This is a genomic window from Vibrio sp. B1FIG11, from assembly GCF_905175335.1.
Classification (GTDB): domain Bacteria; phylum Pseudomonadota; class Gammaproteobacteria; order Enterobacterales; family Vibrionaceae; genus Vibrio; species Vibrio campbellii.
The window spans coordinates 3352829-3369622 of sequence record NZ_HG992751.1; the positions used below are offsets into that span (position 1 = coordinate 3352829).

17 protein-coding genes are annotated in these 16794 nt (G+C 46.9%); 7 read left to right on the forward strand and 10 right to left on the reverse strand.

Translation table 11 applies throughout. The features are described 5' to 3' along the window. Positions 1 to 94: 94 nt before the first annotated feature. The 4 genes from KHO06_RS15575 to epmA all read right to left on the reverse strand — a co-directional run bounded on the left by KHO06_RS15575 (position 95) and on the right by epmA (position 3250). Complete coding sequence (locus tag KHO06_RS15575; protein WP_212581849.1) at positions 95 to 1051, reverse strand: DHH family phosphoesterase; 957 nt, start codon at positions 1049 to 1051, stop codon at positions 95 to 97. 186 nt (positions 1052 to 1237) lie between these two features. Continuing rightward, a complete protein-coding gene (locus KHO06_RS15580; protein WP_005425015.1) occupies positions 1238 to 1873 on the reverse strand; it encodes a TetR/AcrR family transcriptional regulator in 636 nt (211 codons plus the stop codon). Positions 1874 to 1894: 21 nt separating this feature from the next. After that, the gene (locus KHO06_RS15585; protein ID WP_005425039.1) at positions 1895 to 2269 is read right to left on the reverse strand and encodes a VanZ family protein; all 375 of its coding nucleotides are present in this window, start codon (positions 2267 to 2269) and stop codon (positions 1895 to 1897) included. Between the two features lie 9 nt (positions 2270 to 2278). Further along, on the reverse strand, positions 2279 to 3250 hold the full coding sequence (gene epmA / locus KHO06_RS15590; protein ID WP_009707851.1) for an elongation factor P--(R)-beta-lysine ligase: 972 nt from the start codon (positions 3248 to 3250) through the stop codon (positions 2279 to 2281). 449 nt (positions 3251 to 3699) lie between these two features. Here epmA and frdA point away from each other — a divergent pair, with 449 nt between their 5' ends. Genes frdA through frdD form a run of 4 tightly spaced genes read left to right on the forward strand, consistent with a single transcriptional unit; the run spans position 3700 to position 7054 of the window. After that, positions 3700 to 5520, forward strand: a complete 1821-nt coding sequence (gene frdA / locus KHO06_RS15595; RefSeq protein WP_005425038.1) for a fumarate reductase (quinol) flavoprotein subunit — start codon at positions 3700 to 3702, stop codon at positions 5518 to 5520. After that, on the forward strand, positions 5520 to 6278 hold the full coding sequence (locus KHO06_RS15600) for a succinate dehydrogenase/fumarate reductase iron-sulfur subunit (protein WP_005425032.1): 759 nt from the start codon (positions 5520 to 5522) through the stop codon (positions 6276 to 6278). The genes frdA and KHO06_RS15600 overlap by 1 nt, the downstream gene beginning before the upstream one ends. A 2-nt stretch (positions 6279 to 6280) precedes the next feature. Next, positions 6281 to 6664 carry a fumarate reductase subunit FrdC gene (frdC, locus tag KHO06_RS15605; protein WP_005425044.1) on the forward strand — a complete coding sequence of 128 codons (384 nt, stop codon included), beginning with the start codon at positions 6281 to 6283 and terminating at the stop codon, positions 6662 to 6664. A 12-nt stretch (positions 6665 to 6676) separates the two neighbouring features. Continuing rightward, positions 6677 to 7054: a fumarate reductase subunit FrdD gene (gene frdD / locus KHO06_RS15610; RefSeq protein WP_005425034.1), complete on the forward strand. Its 378-nt coding sequence runs from the start codon at positions 6677 to 6679 to the stop codon at positions 7052 to 7054. 92 nt (positions 7055 to 7146) lie between these two features. On the opposite strand, the gene KHO06_RS15615 is transcribed toward frdD, so the two are convergent. The 3 genes from KHO06_RS15615 to efp form a co-directional block, all read right to left on the reverse strand. Next, complete coding sequence (locus tag KHO06_RS15615; RefSeq protein ID WP_212581850.1) at positions 7147 to 7830, reverse strand: nitroreductase family protein; 684 nt, start codon at positions 7828 to 7830, stop codon at positions 7147 to 7149. A gap of 242 nt (positions 7831 to 8072) precedes the next feature. Then, positions 8073 to 9476 carry an SPFH domain-containing protein gene (locus tag KHO06_RS15620; RefSeq protein WP_005425046.1) on the reverse strand — a complete coding sequence of 468 codons (1404 nt, stop codon included), beginning with the start codon at positions 9474 to 9476 and terminating at the stop codon, positions 8073 to 8075. 271 nt (positions 9477 to 9747) lie between these two features. Beyond that, entirely contained in the window at positions 9748 to 10314 is a 567-nt protein-coding gene (gene efp, locus KHO06_RS15625) for an elongation factor P (protein ID WP_005425036.1), read from the reverse strand. A 32-nt stretch (positions 10315 to 10346) separates the two neighbouring features. On the opposite strand from efp, the gene epmB reads away from it, so the two are divergent. Then, positions 10347 to 11369, forward strand: a complete 1023-nt coding sequence (gene epmB, locus KHO06_RS15630) for an EF-P beta-lysylation protein EpmB (RefSeq protein WP_212581851.1) — start codon at positions 10347 to 10349, stop codon at positions 11367 to 11369. Between the two features lie 94 nt (positions 11370 to 11463). Next, complete coding sequence (locus tag KHO06_RS15635) at positions 11464 to 11961, forward strand: MgtC/SapB family protein (protein WP_005425045.1); 498 nt, start codon at positions 11464 to 11466, stop codon at positions 11959 to 11961. Between the two features lie 96 nt (positions 11962 to 12057). Here KHO06_RS15635 and KHO06_RS15640 read toward each other — a convergent pair whose 3' ends face one another. The 3 genes from KHO06_RS15640 to KHO06_RS15650 all read right to left on the reverse strand — a co-directional run bounded on the left by KHO06_RS15640 (position 12058) and on the right by KHO06_RS15650 (position 15110). Further along, positions 12058 to 12621, reverse strand: a complete 564-nt coding sequence (locus KHO06_RS15640) for a hypothetical protein (protein ID WP_005425048.1) — start codon at positions 12619 to 12621, stop codon at positions 12058 to 12060. Between the two features lie 477 nt (positions 12622 to 13098). Continuing rightward, positions 13099 to 14745, reverse strand: a complete 1647-nt coding sequence (groL, locus tag KHO06_RS15645) for a chaperonin GroEL (protein ID WP_005425042.1) — start codon at positions 14743 to 14745, stop codon at positions 13099 to 13101. 74 nt (positions 14746 to 14819) lie between these two features. Beyond that, positions 14820 to 15110 (reverse strand): co-chaperone GroES, encoded by a 291-nt coding sequence (locus KHO06_RS15650; protein ID WP_005381516.1) that lies wholly within the window; start codon positions 15108 to 15110, stop codon positions 14820 to 14822. A 229-nt stretch (positions 15111 to 15339) separates the two neighbouring features. Between KHO06_RS15650 and KHO06_RS15655 the strand changes: the two genes are divergently transcribed. Beyond that, entirely contained in the window at positions 15340 to 16719 is a 1380-nt protein-coding gene (locus KHO06_RS15655) for an MATE family efflux transporter (RefSeq protein ID WP_050905328.1), read from the forward strand. Positions 16720 to 16794: the final 75 nt, after the last annotated feature.

A 16794-nucleotide genomic window follows, 5' to 3' on the forward strand; every position in this document is an offset into this window, starting at 1 on the left:
CGTTTATCATCGCGGCGCCAAGCAGTGCCATAACGAAACCAAAAAAACAAAGGAGCCACTCGGCTCCTTTGTCGTATTCGTATTCAGAACTATGCTAGGCGTAGTAGGTCTCTACTGCGTCGATGAAAGCACTGACATCGTCTTTGCTTAGTGCATTGATGCCCGCAGCGGCTTCTCGACCACCGCCCGTTGGAAACTGCCCACACACCGCCACGGCACCTTGCTTGTTATTCAGCGGGGCACGAAGAGAAACGGTGTAAGTACCATCGGCATTTTCCGTTAACACCGCATGCGCAGAGTCTGGATTTTGGTTTGCAAGCCAGTTGCCATAAACGCCACTAATTCGACGTGATGCCGCATTGCTTGGCAGCTCAAACAGCTTGAGCTTAGTGCTTTCATACGTCGCAGGAACGGCGAGTGCCGCGTCCATATCTTGCTGATAAGCCGATTGCAATTGATAGTAGGGTGAGGCTTTATCTGCAATCGCATCGAATGGTGAAACGTATTGCTTTAACGCTCGGTACAAATCCGCTGGGTGGAAATGAAGGTCATCGACTTTAGAACCGTAACCGTTGTAGTTAATCAGTGTACCAAGTTCTTTTAACTGTGCTTTTTGCTCTGCGCTGAGTCCAGCTTTATCTGCCAACGCATCGGCTTTAGCAATCAAGTTATCGCCATAGGCCGCAGTGATCGCCCAAGTATGGAATCGCCCTGCCAGCAACTGATCGACAATCAAAGCGGTACACATATTAGCATCAAGGTCGATGTGCGCGTCCAAATTCCCGTGTTGAGGAATCTCTCCCGCTTTATGATGATCGGCGTAAAAAACATGCGCGCCTTGAGCCAAAGCTTGCTCTAGACCTACCATGTTCTTTTCCATTGAAATGTCCAATACTGTTAGCTCATCGCCCGCTTGCACTTCCACTTTTTCCACCAGCTTGATGTCGCGCTTTACGCCCGTCACCAATTCAGCGCCAATAGGGTCCGCCAAACGCAATTGCAGCAATGCGATGATGCCGTCGGCATCGCCATTAAAAATGTCGTAGTTCATTGAACGATAGTTCCTTTATCGAGAGTCATACCCCAACGGATGCTTTTAGGGTGCATGAATCCTATTGTGCGAAATGAACACAGCAAGTCAACTCAAGGAAGGAGCTGAAAATGAGAGCTGCGCTCTAAACTTTAAGCGTAGAGCCATACTCTCATTTTCTAGATTTAATAAGGAGGGAAAATAGTATTAACTGTGCAGTCGGCTCACCGCTTCTTCAAGCAGCAGCAATTGCTCCATACCCTGCTCGGTCGCCACTGGCTTAACGACGTTAAGCATTTGCAGCATGCCTTGTTTCACCATTTGCTCGGTGATTTGAGTCTTTGGTGACATCGCCGATTGGTAAGCTAACCAACTACACGCGATAAGGTGCAGTGTACAAACCAGTGATTTTAGCTGCTCTTGATCAACACTCAACAGCTTCAAAGACACAAACTCTTGCATGATTGCAATGAGGTTGGCTTGCAACTTCTCTTGAACATCAATGTATTCATCATGCAGTTGCTCGTCTCGAGAAAGGATTTCTGGGAGGTTCGCGTAGAAAAAACGGTACTTCCACATCAAAGTGAAGATCGAGTCGAGGTAGCTTTTCAGCATGGTCAGGCTCTCTTGAGAACCTTGAATTGGGGTAAAGCGTTCTAGCAATTCCGCAGAGTAAAGCGCAAAGATCTCACGCACAATCTCTTGCTTGTTGCGGAAGTGGTAGTAAAGGTTGCCTGGGCTAATTTCAATATGGTCAGCAATGTGATTGGTTGTGATATTGCGCTCACCATGTTGGTTGAACAGCTCCAGTGCGGCATAGACGATTTTGTCGCGCGTTTTCATGGTTATCGTATTCCCTCTTCATTATCGAATCGAGTATAGCGACTTCACCAACCTAGGTCGATAGAGGCTCCAAATACGGTAACATAGCAGACCAGTTAGAATGCCAATCGAGTTCGCAATCAAGTCGTGCCAAGATGTTTGGCGTCCCACATAACCTTGTAAAACTTCAATCACAGCACTGAATAACAGAATACTCAGTGCCACAATCCAACGCTGACGCCAATTTGCGACACAGAAGCCTCCCAAGAAGCCAAAACCACTGTATGCCATCGCATGCTGCATCTTGTCCAAGTACGCGATGTCGCCCCAATCTTGCAGCTCTCCTGAACTCAAAGACAAGTACGCTATTAATGTCGCGTAGCTAAGCAATACTAAACGGGCAGCGGTTAGGTTCATCATCAATCCTTAAGCAATAGGGAATGGGAAAGCGGTCACTTGATCGATATGGTCACAACCCAATGCCAACATGATCAGGCGATCAACGCCGAGCGCCACGCCTGCGCAATCTGGTAAGCCCGCCTCTAATGCGCCGATCAAGTGGTAATCAATCGGCTGTGGCTTCAAGCCCATTTCCAGACGCTTAGCATTATCTTGTTCAAAACGCGCCAATTGCTCTTTCGGGTTATCCAGCTCGTGGAAACCGTTCGCCAACTCAATACCTTTGAAGTACACCTCAAAGCGATCCGCCACTCGGTTGTCTTGCGGGTTGATCTTGGCCAGCGCCGCCTGCGATGCAGGGAAGTCATAAACAAATGCTGGTACTTGCTGACCGATCTTGGCTTCGACACCAATGCTGAACAGTAGTTGCAGCAAGGTATCGCGATCCTCTTCTGGCTCAGCAATGTCACTCAGACCCAGCTTAGCCGCGACCACTTTTAGCTCTTGCATCGAGCCTTCTAATGGGCACACGCCTAGCACATCAATAAAAGCTTGCTGGTAAGTCATACGTTCTGCCGCGCCACACTTCAGCACCAGTTGCAGCAGATCGTCCATTTCGTCCATCAGCTTGTGGTGATCAAAGCCGATACGGTACCACTCCAGCATAGTGAACTCGGGGTTGTGATGACGACCATTCTCTTCGTTACGAAACGCTTTGTTGATTTGGTAGATACAGCCGCTGCCCGCTGCTAGCAAGCGCTTCATATGGAATTCAGGGCTGGTCATAAAGAACAGTTTGCTGCCATCGGCATAGCCCGGTCCAACAAACTCGGTTTGGAAGGTATGCAAATGAATGTCGGTCACCGTGGCGTGACTCATGGCTGGCGTGTCAACTTCCATCACCTGTCGCTCGGCAAAGAATTGACGAATAGCGGTGATCAACGCAGCACGTTGACGAAGTTGTTCCATAGAAGCGGTAGGTTGCCAGGTCGTTTGCATAACAAGACTCTCAATACATTAGTGAGCGAGGAAAATAGCAATTTTGGCACGCTTTGCCTAGTTCATCGATAGGGGATTCATCTTAATTTCATCCGTCTAAATACGAATAAAACTCGATTAAAATTGAAGCAAGTATTTCACGTTCCACAGTACAAAAAACACTCACAATTAATCCTATTATCAATGAGGGTAATGTCGCGCAACACCTATGTAACATTGACCGAGTTTACGTTTATGCCTCAACCGTTTCGTGCCGTGATAGCAGTCACATAACCTAGAATTTCTATGCTCTTGTGTGCATTACCGGAGAAAAAACCCAAATACATCAATTTTTCTGCCATAAGGCTCCCCTACACTAACCCTACTACTTTTGAGGGATTGCCTTAAAACCCTTCCCTCACACTCACAATAACAAGCGGATTTCCGCAATCACACACTGGAGGATAACTGTGCAAATTATCACCACAGATATCGCAGTCATCGGCGCAGGCGGCGCTGGTCTTCGTACTGCTATTGCAGCGGCTGAAGCAAACCCGGACTTAGAAGTAGCACTTATTTCTAAAGTTTACCCAATGCGCTCCCATACGGTTGCTGCAGAAGGTGGCTCAGCAGCAGTTATCAAGGATGAAGATAGCTTAGACAACCACTTCAACGACACTGTTGGCGGTGGTGACTGGCTATGTGAACAGGACGTTGTTGAATACTTTGTAGAGAACGCGACTCGCGAAATGATCCAAATGGAGCAATGGGGTTGCCCATGGAGTCGTAAAGAGAACGGTGAAGTCAACGTACGCCGCTTTGGTGGTATGAAGGTTGAACGTACTTGGTTCGCTGCAGATAAAACTGGCTTCCACATGCTTCACACGCTATTCCAGACGTCGATGAAGTACGACAACATCAAGCGCTTTGATGAGTACTTTGTCGTTGACTTGCTTGTTGATGAAGGTGAAGTACAAGGTCTGATTGCAATCCACATGTCTGAAGGTGAGTTGGTTACGATTAAAGCGAAGTCTGTTGTACTAGCAACAGGTGGCGCAGGTCGCGTTTACCACTGTAACACCAACGGCGGTATCGTAACGGGCGACGGCATGGCGATGGCTTACCGTCACGGCGTTCCTCTACGTGATATGGAATTCGTTCAGTACCACCCAACAGGTCTTCCTGGCACAGGTATCCTGATGACTGAAGGTTGTCGTGGTGAAGGCGGTATCATCGTCAACAAAGACGGCTACCGTTACCTACAAGACTACGGTATGGGTCCTGAGACTCCAGTGGGTCAACCTAAGAACAAATACATGGAACTGGGTCCTCGTGACAAAGTTTCTCAAGCTTTCTGGCACGAACAACAGAAAGGCAACACCATCAAACACCCTCTAGGTGACGTGGTGCATCTAGACCTTCGCCACCTGGGTGAAGAGTATCTACAAGAGCGTCTACCGTTCATTTGTGAACTAGCGAAAGCTTACGTGAACGTTGACCCTGCAAAAGAGCCAATTCCAATTCGTCCAACGGTTCACTACACCATGGGTGGTATTGAGACTAACGGCGAATGTGAAACTCGCATTAAAGGTCTATTCGCGGTTGGCGAATGTGCGTCAGTTGGTCTTCACGGTGCAAACCGTCTAGGTTCTAACTCATTGGCTGAGTTCGTGGTATTTGGTCGCGTTGCAGGTGAACAAGCGGTGAAACGCGCGGCAGAATTCAAAGGCTGGAACGAAGAGTCTATCGCGACTCAGGTGAAAGCAGTTGAAGACCGCATTGCTGCTCTAATGAACCAAGAAGGTGATGAAAACTGGGCAGATATCCGTACTGAAATGGGTCACACCATGGAAGCAGGTTGTGGTATCTACCGCCAAGAAGACTTGATGCAAGCAACCATCGAGAAAATCACTGAGCTGAAAGAGCGTTACAAGAAAATCAGCATCAAAGACAAAGGCAAAGTGTTCAACACTGACCTTCTATACGCTATTGAAGTGGGCTACGGCCTAGAAGTCGCAGAAGCAATGGTTCACTCTGCAATCCTGCGTAAAGAATCTCGTGGTGCGCACCAACGTCTAGACGACGGTTGCACTGAACGTGATGACGAGAACTTCCTAAAACACTCACTCGCTTTCTTCCAAGAAGATGCTGCACCAAGCATCGACTACAGCAACGTGAAGATCACTAAATCTCAGCCTAAAGCCCGTCTATACGGTGAAGCAGCAGAGAAAGCAGCAGCAGCTGAAAAAGCCGCTGAAGCAGAAGCGAAGAAGGCAGAGGAGCAAGCATAATGTCATCAAACCGCATTCAAAAAGTCGACATTCTGCGTTACGACCCTGAGAAGGACGCAGAACCATATACTCAAACGTTCGAAGTACCTTTTGATGAAACCATGTCTGTGCTAGACGCGCTTGGTTACATCAAAGATCACCTAGACAAAGATCTGTCTTACCGTTGGTCTTGTCGTATGGCGATCTGTGGTTCTTGCGGCATCATGGTAAACAACGTGCCTAAGCTCGCTTGTAAGAGCTTCCTACGTGATTACCCGAATGGCGTGACTATCGAGCCACTAGCAAACTTCCCAATCGAGAAAGACTTGATCGTTGATATGACGCCGTTCATCGAGCGCCTAGAAGCTATCAAACCTTACATCATTGGTAACGACCGCAAACCAGAAGACGGCACAAACCTGCAAACGCCTGAGCAAATGGCGAAATACAAGCAGTTTGCTGGCTGTATCAACTGTGGTCTTTGCTACGCAGCATGTCCTCAGTTTGGTTTGAACCCTGAGTTTATCGGCCCTGCAGCTCTAACTCTGGCACACCGTTACAACCTAGACAGCCGTGACAACGGTAAAGATGAGCGCATGAAGCTGATCAATGGTGAAAACGGCGCTTGGGGTTGTACGTTCGTAGGTTACTGTTCTGAAGTTTGTCCGAAGAGCGTAGATCCTGCAGCGGCAGTAAACCAAGGCAAAGTAGAGTCTTCTATGGACTTCGTAATTGCTATGTTGAAACCTGATGGTTCACCGAAAAAAGTGGAGGCATAAGGATGAGCAACCGTAAACCTTACGTTCGTGAAGTAAAACGCACTTGGTGGAAGAACCATCCTTTCTACCGCTTCTACATGCTACGTGAAGCAACTGTGCTTCCTCTTATCCTGTTCACTATCTTCCTGACTTTCGGTCTAGGTTCACTAGTGAAAGGCCCAGAAGCTTGGCAAGGTTGGTTGGAGTTCATGGCAAACCCTATCGTGGTAGCGATCAACATCGTTGCACTACTAGGTAGCCTATTCCACGCACAAACTTTCTTCAGCATGATGCCACAAGTTATGCCAATTCGTCTGAAAGGCAAACCAGTGGATAAGAAAATCATCGTTCTGACTCAGTGGGCAGCAGTTGCGTTCATCTCACTGATCGTTCTCATCGTGATGTAAGGAGCTTGAGTAATGAAACCGAATTATAGTGTTAATACAGCACCGAAACGTTCTGATGAGCCAATCTGGTGGGGTCTATTTGGTGCCGGTGGTACTTGGTTCGCAATGATCACGCCAATCACGGTACTCGTACTCGGCATCCTAGTTCCACTAGGTGTGATTGATGCAGAAGCAATGAGCTACGAGCGCGTGTCTGAATTCGCAACTAGCATCATTGGCGCACTGTTCATCATCGGTACGCTAGCGTTGCCAATGTGGCATGCAATGCACCGTGTACACCACGGCATGCACGACCTTAAATTCCACACAGGTGTGGTAGGTAAGATCGCATGTTACGCGTTTGCAGGTCTTATCTCTGCACTGGCTGTTGTCTTTATCTTCATGATTTAAGACGCTGACGGAAAATGAAAAAAGCTGGCACCTCGCCAGCTTTTTTATTGCCTGTTATTTGTGTTTATCGTCAGCGCTATTCGTTTCAGACACTATTCAATAAAGGTCGCGATTTCATCCAGTGACTTTTTGTGCATTGCATGTTCTGGAATGGTTGCGTCTTCTTCCGGATAACCGGTCACAATCAACATATATGGACGATCGACATCGTTGTCTCGCCCACAAATCTTACTCAAGAAGCTCATCGGCTTTGGCGTGTGTGTCAACGTACCCAAACCTGCATTGTGCAGTGCTTGAAGTAAAAAGCCTGTGGCAATCCCGACTGACTCGTGCACGTAATAGTTAGTTTGTTCCCCATCGTTACTCATGCCGCCCTTCTTCTGCGAAAACACCGCAATCAACCACGGTGCTTTTTCTAGATAAGGCTTACTGGCATTGGTACCGAGTGGCTTCAGTGCATCTAACCATTCTTGCCCTGCTCTCCCTTCATAGAAAGAACACTCTAGTTCTTCGGCGGCTTGGCGGATCTGCCCTTTCACTTCCGCACAGTTAATCGCAACAAAATGCCAAGGCTGATGGTTTGCCCCACTCGGAGCTGTACCTGCTGCTCGAATGCAGTGCTCAATCACTTCTTTCGCCACTGGACGATCAGAGAAACTGCGAATGGAATGACGGCGTTGAAGTTGCTCAAGATTATGTACAGCTCTTGCTGCCATTTCTTGTGGTGGGTATTCAACAAAATCATTGAGTGGTTGATGTTGTTCTTGATTCGACATAGTGCTTCCTTGCGCTTATGGGTGTCGATTTACTATAGCTACAAATTTCACCCTCGCCTTTTTATCTTCATAAAATCAATGTGATATTGAGATAAAGCGCAAATATTCAGCAATAGATAACCAACAAAAAAGAGAGGCCGATAACACGTATCAGCCTCTGCATTACTCTGATTTGTACAGTTATCAGAGCTTTTGGTCACCTATGATCTTTTTGCTTTTTTAGCTTTTGACCACCCATGATCTTATTGCTGTGTGACCTTCTTGGTTTGGTCCATTAAGCCCAATGCGCCAAAGCCCGTAATGACATCAAGGTTGGTTTTAAGACCCGTTTCTTCACCACCACCGATGTAGTTTTGTGGCATCTGCACTTGGAAGTTTTGCAGGTTGTTATACAGCGAGTTCGCCACATCTCGGTTCAACTCTGCCAAGTACACTTCTCGGTTTGCACCCAGAGCTGCGTACTTCGCTTTCAAGACTTCCGCTTCTGCGCGGCCTTTTTCAAGAATCGCTTTTGCTTCAAACTCCGCAGACAAAGCATTGGCTTTTTGAATCGCTAGGTTCGCTTCCGCTACCGCTAGCTCTTTCTCTTTTTCCACCTCAGCCAGTCGCTTAGTTTTCTCTACTTCGACGATTTCACGCTCCGCAATTTGACGCGCAACTTCGACTTCTTTTTGCTGTGCGATGATCGCGAGCTCTTTACTGCGCTGAGCATCTTGTACTTCACGAGTACGTTGAATCTCTTTACGTAACTGCTCTGTCTCTGCTTGTGCTTTCGAGGTCTCTTGCTCCTGAATCGCACGGATACGGTCAGCAACTAGACGCTTCTTATCTGCCAACAACTGATCAAGCTGCTTCTCTGGCTGCGGGTCACCGATGGTCACCTGCGTCACTTGAATACCGTATTGCTGTAGCGGGTTATCCTGTCGGATTGGTTGCCCCGTTCCATCCACAACCGGAACCGTCTTCCACACCAATTGGTTAGTACGTTGCAGTTGGTTCGCATTCGATTGATTCGCGCCTACTGGAGCAAGGTCTAGCTCTTCCACTTCGACCTGACGACGTTCAGTCAGATAAATACCTTCACGCAGCTGGTCACCCAATTTGGATTTGAACTGGTTCAAACCACCTTGGAAGAACTCTTCACCCGTGTACTGGGTTGCGGTAATCACCGTCACATTACGCGCGTTCTTCACCAGCAGTGCATCGATAAGGTTGCTGTTGTTACGGAACTCTTTGTGCATCTTCTTAACCGCTTCAGGATCATTGCTGAGCTTGAAGCGGAATGTCACTGGGATCTGACCAATGTAGGTATCGGCAAAGCGAACCTGCACTGCATCAAGGCGTTGATAAAAATCCTCGCCCTTGCTGTTACCAAATGACACGGTGATCACTTGGTCATACTTGGTGATCTTGGACAAAAACGGCATACGAAAATGAATGCCCGGCTCCGTGAATACGTCCAATTCACCGGTGATGTTGTTCTGATGCACATAGCTGTAACCCGCATCGGTCATCAGCACTGAACTATTAATCGTTAAGCCGATTGCCAGCAGCGGAATACCAAATACGGCTGCTTTCAATCCTTTATGTAGTAACTGACGTCTCTCTTCCACTTTTAAACCTCGTCCTAAGCCTCTGCTTTCCATTTTGTTCTCCTTTTGGATTGTCATTGAGTTAAATCGATAAAAATCAAATTGCTATGCAACTCTCTGACAACGAGGACTAATGTATCAAACTGTTACATTAAGAAATAATCGAAAGATTCATGGAATTAATAAGATTTTTACGAATAATACAAAATCACCAAGAATTTGCGGCAGGTATCGATTTTTGACGGCAGGGATGAGGGCGAGGAGAATGGCAGGTAATAAAAAAGGCCGCCGAAGCGACCTTTTTCATCGAGTACGTTTGGGTGAATTACTTCACACGACCTACGTATTCAGCAGTACGAGTATCAACTTTGATCACTTCACCGATTGCGATGAATAGTGGAACACGTACAACAGCGCCAGTTGATAGCGTAGCTGGTTTACCACCAGTACCTTGAGTATCACCTTTTAGGCCTGGATCTGTATCTGTAACTTCTAGCTCAACGAAGTTTGGTGGAGTCACAGTAATTGGGTTACCGTTCCAAAGCGTGATCATACAAGTGTTGTTTTCTACCAACCACTTAGCGTTGTCGCCAACTGCTTTCGCGTCTGCAGCGATCTGCTCGAAAGTTTCATTGTTCATAAAGTGGTAGAATTCGCCGTCTGAATATAGATAATCTAGGTCGATATCCATTACGTCTGCCACTTCACAAGTGTCACCAGACTTGAATGTTTTCTCTAGCACTTTACCAGAAAGAAGTTTACGAATTTTAACGCGGTTGAACGCTTGGCCTTTACCTGGTTTAACGTATTCGTTTTCCAGAATTACACAAGGCTCGTTATCAAGCATTAACTTAAGGCCGCCTTTAAATTCATTGGTGCTAACTGTAGCCATTTTTTCCTCTTACATTCTTAGAGCTAAATTCAATGCCGCACATAATAACCCGAAAAGTCGAATCTGTTGAGCAAAACTGGCTCAAACAGTTAGCGAATGGGATCTCTGATCCTGCAAAATTGCTGGAAATGTTGGAAATAGATCCATCGCCATGGCAAGACGGGTTTGCTGCACGCAAGCTGTTTGCACAGCGTGTACCGCAAAGTTTTGTCGATAGGATGGAAAAAGGCAATCCTTACGATCCACTTTTGCGCCAAGTTTTACCTTTGAGCGAAGAGTTTGAGGTCCATGAAGGCTATTCCAATGATCCTTTAGAAGAGCAAGACAACGAACTTCCTGGGTTGCTACACAAATACCGCAATCGCGCCTTAATGATCGTGAAAGGTGGCTGCGCGGTGAATTGCCGTTACTGCTTCCGTCGTCACTTCCCTTATCAAGAGAATAAAAGCGGCAAGCAAGCATGGACAAAGTGCTTAGAGTACATGGCGCAGCAACCAGAGCTGAACGAAGTGATCTTCTCTGGTGGTGATCCTTTGATGGCAAAAGACGATGAGATCCACTGGTTATTAGAGCACATCGCACAAATTCCACACATCAAACGCCTGCGTATTCACAGCCGTTTGCCAGTGGTAATTCCTGCTCGTATCACTGATGAGCTATGCCAACTACTTCGCGCTTCTCGTCTGCAAATCATTTTGGTGACGCACATCAACCACGCTAACGAAATCAACGCTGAATTTGCCGCTCAAATGGCGAAGCTTAAGCAAGCCGGAGTGACCTTGCTAAACCAAGCGGTATTGCTGAAAGACGTCAACAACAGCATTGAAGCACAAGTTGCATTAAACGAAGCCTTGTTTGATGCAGGCATTCTGCCTTACTACTTGCACGTTTTGGATAAAGTCCAAGGTGCGGCGCACTACTTTGTTTCCGATGAAGAAGCCAAAGCAATCATGCGCGGCGTGATCACGCAAGTCTCCGGTTACCTAGTACCTAAGCTAACCCGTGAAATTGGCGGTCGTCCAAGTAAAACGCCTCTGGATCTGCATCTAGAGTAAGTTGCTAGCCGTATAAAGGTTGTCGTTACGAGCAAAAGCTTTTGTTCGATCGAACGGTCTTATCTATGCATACTCCGCAGATTTGGAGGTTAAGATGCAAGCAACTTTTGAACACTATTTCGATCTTGGCCCATTCAGTTGGGCGGCATTACTTTGCTGTGCTATCAATGGTTTGATGATCGGTATAGAACGCCAGACACGAGGTAAGCCCGTTGGTATTCGTACCGCAATTCTCGTTATCTCAGGCACTTACTTGTTTATGTCGATGGCAGTGTCACTCTCACCAAATACACTCGACCAAGCTCGTGTGTTGGGTCAGATCATCACGGGCGTTGGCTTCTTAGGTGCCGGTGTGATGATGACTCAAGACGGCAAAATCCATGGCGTAACTTCTGCAGCCGTGATTTGGGTATTGGCAGGATTGGGCTTGATGATTGGTTTGGGTTATTTATCGCAGTCGATCATCATTACCGTATTGGCACTGACCGTTTTGCTCGGCGTGGACCGAGCCGAAAATCGGGTCAAAGCGCTACGTCGTGGTGTGCACCAGAAAATGCAGCAACGAAAAACATCAACGCGTTTAATCAAATAGACAGCTCAATAAAAAAGACCCCAACATCATGCTGGGGTCTTTTTGTATCTGGCGTTAAGTTAGGAAGGTTACTTAACTTTTGGCGAAGCTCGCTGATTATTTAGCGAAGTTCACGATTGGGAAACACTTGAAGAAGCCGTTGTCCGCACAGTTTAGAAGACCAATTTGAACGCCGTCGATTTGATCTGTCATGTTGAAGAAACCTAGCTGGAAGTTAGATTTTTTAGAGATACTTGCCAGACCGATGTCTGCCATTGTGTAACCTTCAGAGTAGTTCACAGCACTCCAGTTTAGACCTTCAACGTTGTTAGTCACGTTTACCGCACCTAGGTTAAGACCCGTAGTTTGGCCTTGGTTCCAGTTGAATAGACCTAGAGAAACACCTTTCATTTCTTGGTTTACTTTAGACGCACCAAAGAAAAGGCCGAAGTTAACACCCGTTGTGCGGTCTGTTTCAGACATACCTAGTAGAGAGAAGTCGACACCTTTCACTTCGTTCACTTGACCGTGAAGAACCGCAAGACGAACACCACCAACAGAAGAGTTAGAAGGTGCGTTAGTGTTATCGATAGTCGAGAACATAACTGGCGTGCTGTCAGCAAGGGCAACAGGTGAAGCAATAGCGGCTGCAACAGCCAGTGACGTCATTAGCTTTTTCATTTTCATCTCCATTGGGGGATTGTTTATTTACAACATAGTGTAATGTACAGATTTTGCTCCATTTTATCTCGATAAATGTTAGCTGGAAGTCATATTTAACCGCTTGAAGAATAAAGCAATTAATTCACCAAACTTATTTTTCTGCTTTTTCCCTGACCGTTTACGCACAATCGCCACACAGTTGCGTATTTTTAAGCCAATTTCACTCACACAATTACACTTAGTAAATAAAGGGATAAAATTTCATATTTGGAAGCAAAAGTGGAGATTGACCACCTCTAGCACCTACTTTCCTTTCTCACACCAAAAACGCAGATACAAAAAACCGAGGTATTCACCTCGGCTTATCGAACTTTATCGGTAGTCTAGCTCACCGCTATAAGGTTTTAGAACAAGGAGAGCACGCGCAGTTTACGCTAGTAAATGAGCATGCTCGACGCCGTTATCAAGCCTTAGAGCAAAGAGATAGGCTGGCTATTACATCATGCCGCCCATACCACCCATACCGCCCATACCACCCATGTCAGGCATACCTGCGCCGTCTTTTTGTGGTAGGTCAGTAACCATCGCTTCAGTTGTGATCATTAGACCTGCTACTGATGCTGCGAATTGTAGTGCGCTACGAGTTACTTTAGTTGGATCAAGGATACCCATCTCTAGCATGTCGCCGTATTCGCCTGTTGCTGCGTTGTAGCCGTAAGAACCTTCACCCGCTTTCACGTTGTTCGCTACTACTGACTCTTCGTCACCTGCGTTCTTCGTGATTTGACGGATTGGTGCTTCCATTGCACGTAGTGCAACGCGGATACCAACGTTTTGCTCTTCGTTGTCGCCTTCTAGGTCAACAATCTTAGATGCCGCACGGATTAGCGCAACACCACCACCAGCAACAACGCCTTCTTCAACCGCTGCACGAGTCGCGTGTAGTGCGTCTTCTACGCGGTCTTTCTTCTCTTTCATTTCAACTTCAGTTGCTGCACCAACTTTGATTACTGCAACACCGCCTGCTAGCTTAGCAACGCGCTCTTGTAGTTTCTCTTTGTCGTAGTCTGAAGTTGCATCTTCGATTTGCTGACGGATTTGAGCAACACGACCTTGGATCATTGCTTCTTCACCCATGCCATCGATGATGGTTGTGTTTTCTTTTGTGATTGCAACGCGCTTCGCTTGACCTAGATCTTCTAGTGCTACTTTTTCTAGCTCTAGACCCACTTCTTCAGAAATCACGATACCGCCCGTTAGGATAGCGATGTCTTGTAGCATTGCTTTACGACGGTCACCGAAACCAGGTGCTTTTACTGCTGCTACTTTAACGATGCCACGCATGTTGTTCACAACTAGTGTTGCTAATGCTTCACCTTCTACGTCTTCAGCGATGATCAGTAGTGGGCGAGATGCTTTTGCTACTGCTTCTAGTGCTGGAAGAAGTTCACGGATGTTCGATACTTTCTTATCGATCAGAAGGATGAATGGGTTTTCTAGCTCAACGCTGCCTGCTTCTTGGTTGTTGATGAAGTAAGGAGATAGGTAACCGCGGTCGAACTGCATACCTTCTACTACGTCTAGCTCATCTTGTAGTGCTTGACCTTCTTCAACAGTGATAACACCGTCGCGACCAACTTTTTCCATTGCTTCAGCAATGATGTTACCTACGCTTGAGTCAGAGTTCGCAGAGATAGTACCAACCTGTGCGATTGCTTTAGTGTCGTTACACTCAACAGATAGCTCTTTTAGTTGCTCAACCGCTGCGATAACTGCTTTGTCGATACCGCGCTTAAGGTCCATTGGGTTCATACCCGCTGCAACTGCTTTTAGACCTTCGTTTACGATTGCTTGCGCTAGTACGGTTGCTGTTGTTGTACCGTCACCCGCTGCGTCGTTTGCTTTAGACGCAACTTCTTTAACCATTTGTGCGCCCATGTTCTGGAATTTGTCTTCCAGTTCAATTTCACGCGCTACTGATACACCATCTTTAGTGATCGTTGGTGCACCAAAAGATTTGTCTAGAACTACGTTACGACCTTTAGGACCCAGTGTTACTTTTACTGCGTCAGCTAGAACGTTTACGCCTTCTAGCATTTTAACTCGTGCGTCATTACCAAATTTAACGTCTTTAGCAGCCATCTTTGATTTCCTTTCTAAATTCTGTTTTCGATTTCGTTTTTGAATCTGAGCAAAAAATTACTCAATGATTGCTATTACTCAACGATCGCCATGATGTCGTTTTCAGACATTACTAGCACTTCTTTACCGTCGATTTTTTCAGTCTTAGTGCCGTAGCCTTCAGCGAAGATAACGGTATCACCAACTTTAACGTCCAATGGTAGCACTGTGCCGTTTTCTAGGATGCGGCCTTTACCTACAGCTAGAACAACACCACGTGTCGATTTTTCCGCAGCAGAACCAGTTAGAACGATGCCACCCGCTGACTTTGATTCAACTTCTTTACGTTCTACGATAACTCGGTCATGTAATGGACGAATGTTCATCGGTCGTCTCTCCTGAAAGTTTCCATGTTTATTTGATAATTGCCCGCTCTGGGGCACGTGATCTGTATATAAGGGGCAAACCCAGCGATCCCAAGGGGTAGACGTGAATTTTTTGTGACTTAGTTAAAATAACCAGCAGCCAAGCAACGGTTTGCGCGCGAAATGCTCACTCGCCGAGGCAACGGCTTTCTTGTATCCTTGCACTTCCCTCACCAGATAGACGTCAAAAATGCTGGAAAAGAACAAGCCGGACAATCAGGCCCAAGACAAACATGGTTTGCTGACCGCGCCCATTCCCGACACATTACGCAAAATGACCATCCCGATGACGATGGGCATGATCGCGATTTTGATGTTTAACTTGGTCGATACCTTTTTCATCTCGCTATTGGGTACCGAAGCGCTGGCGGCGATCAGTTATACCTTCCCAGTGACCTTTGCAGTGAACTGCATCACCATGGGGATTGGGATGGGTCTGTCGACCAATATCGGCCGCTTACTTGGCCAAGGGCAATCTTCCCAAGCCGCTCGTTTTACCAGTCATGGCTTACTGCTTGCCGTTGCTCTAGTCACTATCGCTTCGACATTGGGCTTCTTTACTATCGAACCTTTGTTTAGCTTCCTAGGCGCAAAAGAAGACTCCATCCCACTGATTGAGCAGTATATGCAGGTTTGGTATTTGACCATTCCTCTATTAGTGATTCCAATGGCGGGCAACAGTGCCATTCGCGCCACAGGTGACACCAAAACTCCAGCTAAGATCATGATGCTCGCAGGGCTTATTAACGGCATTCTCGACCCTTTACTGATCTTTGGTTATGGCCCTTTCCCTGAGCTCGGTATTCAAGGCGCTGCGATTGCCAGTGCATTCAGTTGGTTTGGTGCGTTGTGCGGTTCTTTCTATGTATTGATCAAACGCGAAAAGCTGCTTGCCGCGCCGCAATGGTCGCTCATCAAACAAGATTGGCAGCAAACGCTCAAGATCGGCACACCCGCCGCCCTATCGAATGCCATGACGCCACTCTCTGGCGCAATTCTGATGATGATACTTTCCAGTCACGGTACCGCAGCGGTGGCCGCTTATGGCGCGGCGCAGCGTATTGAGTCAATTTTGATTCTGGTGCTGATGTCCCTTACCTCTGCACTCACCCCATTTATGGCGCAAAACTTTGGTGCCAATAACCCTGCACGAGCATTCGCAGGCTGGTTCCTCAGTATGCGCTTTGCGGTGGTGTTTCAAGGCTTTATCTTCTTGATGATGGTGCCTCTCAGTATTCCTCTCGCCGCACTGTTCTCCCAAGAAACGGCAGTAAAAGACTTACTGTGGCATTACCTCTTAGTCGTGCCATTTAGCTATGGCTTCCAGGGCATTGTGATGATGTTAGTCAGTGGCTATAACGCGATGCACAAACCGCTGCGAGCCTTCCAATGGAGCTTTATGCGCTTGTTTGTCTTTACGTTGCCTGCGGCATGGATTGGCAGCCAACTGTACAGCATCGAAGGTTTATTTATCGGTATTGCACTGGGCAACATACTGGGTGGATTACTGGGTTATCTGTTCGCTCTACGTGAGCGTCGCTTAGCATTAACTGAACCATCAGGTTCTTAATCCAGAAACGCCAACCTAACTGAATGTTAGATAATAAAAAACCGCGGATGACCGCGGTTTTTTTTTGATTTTGAC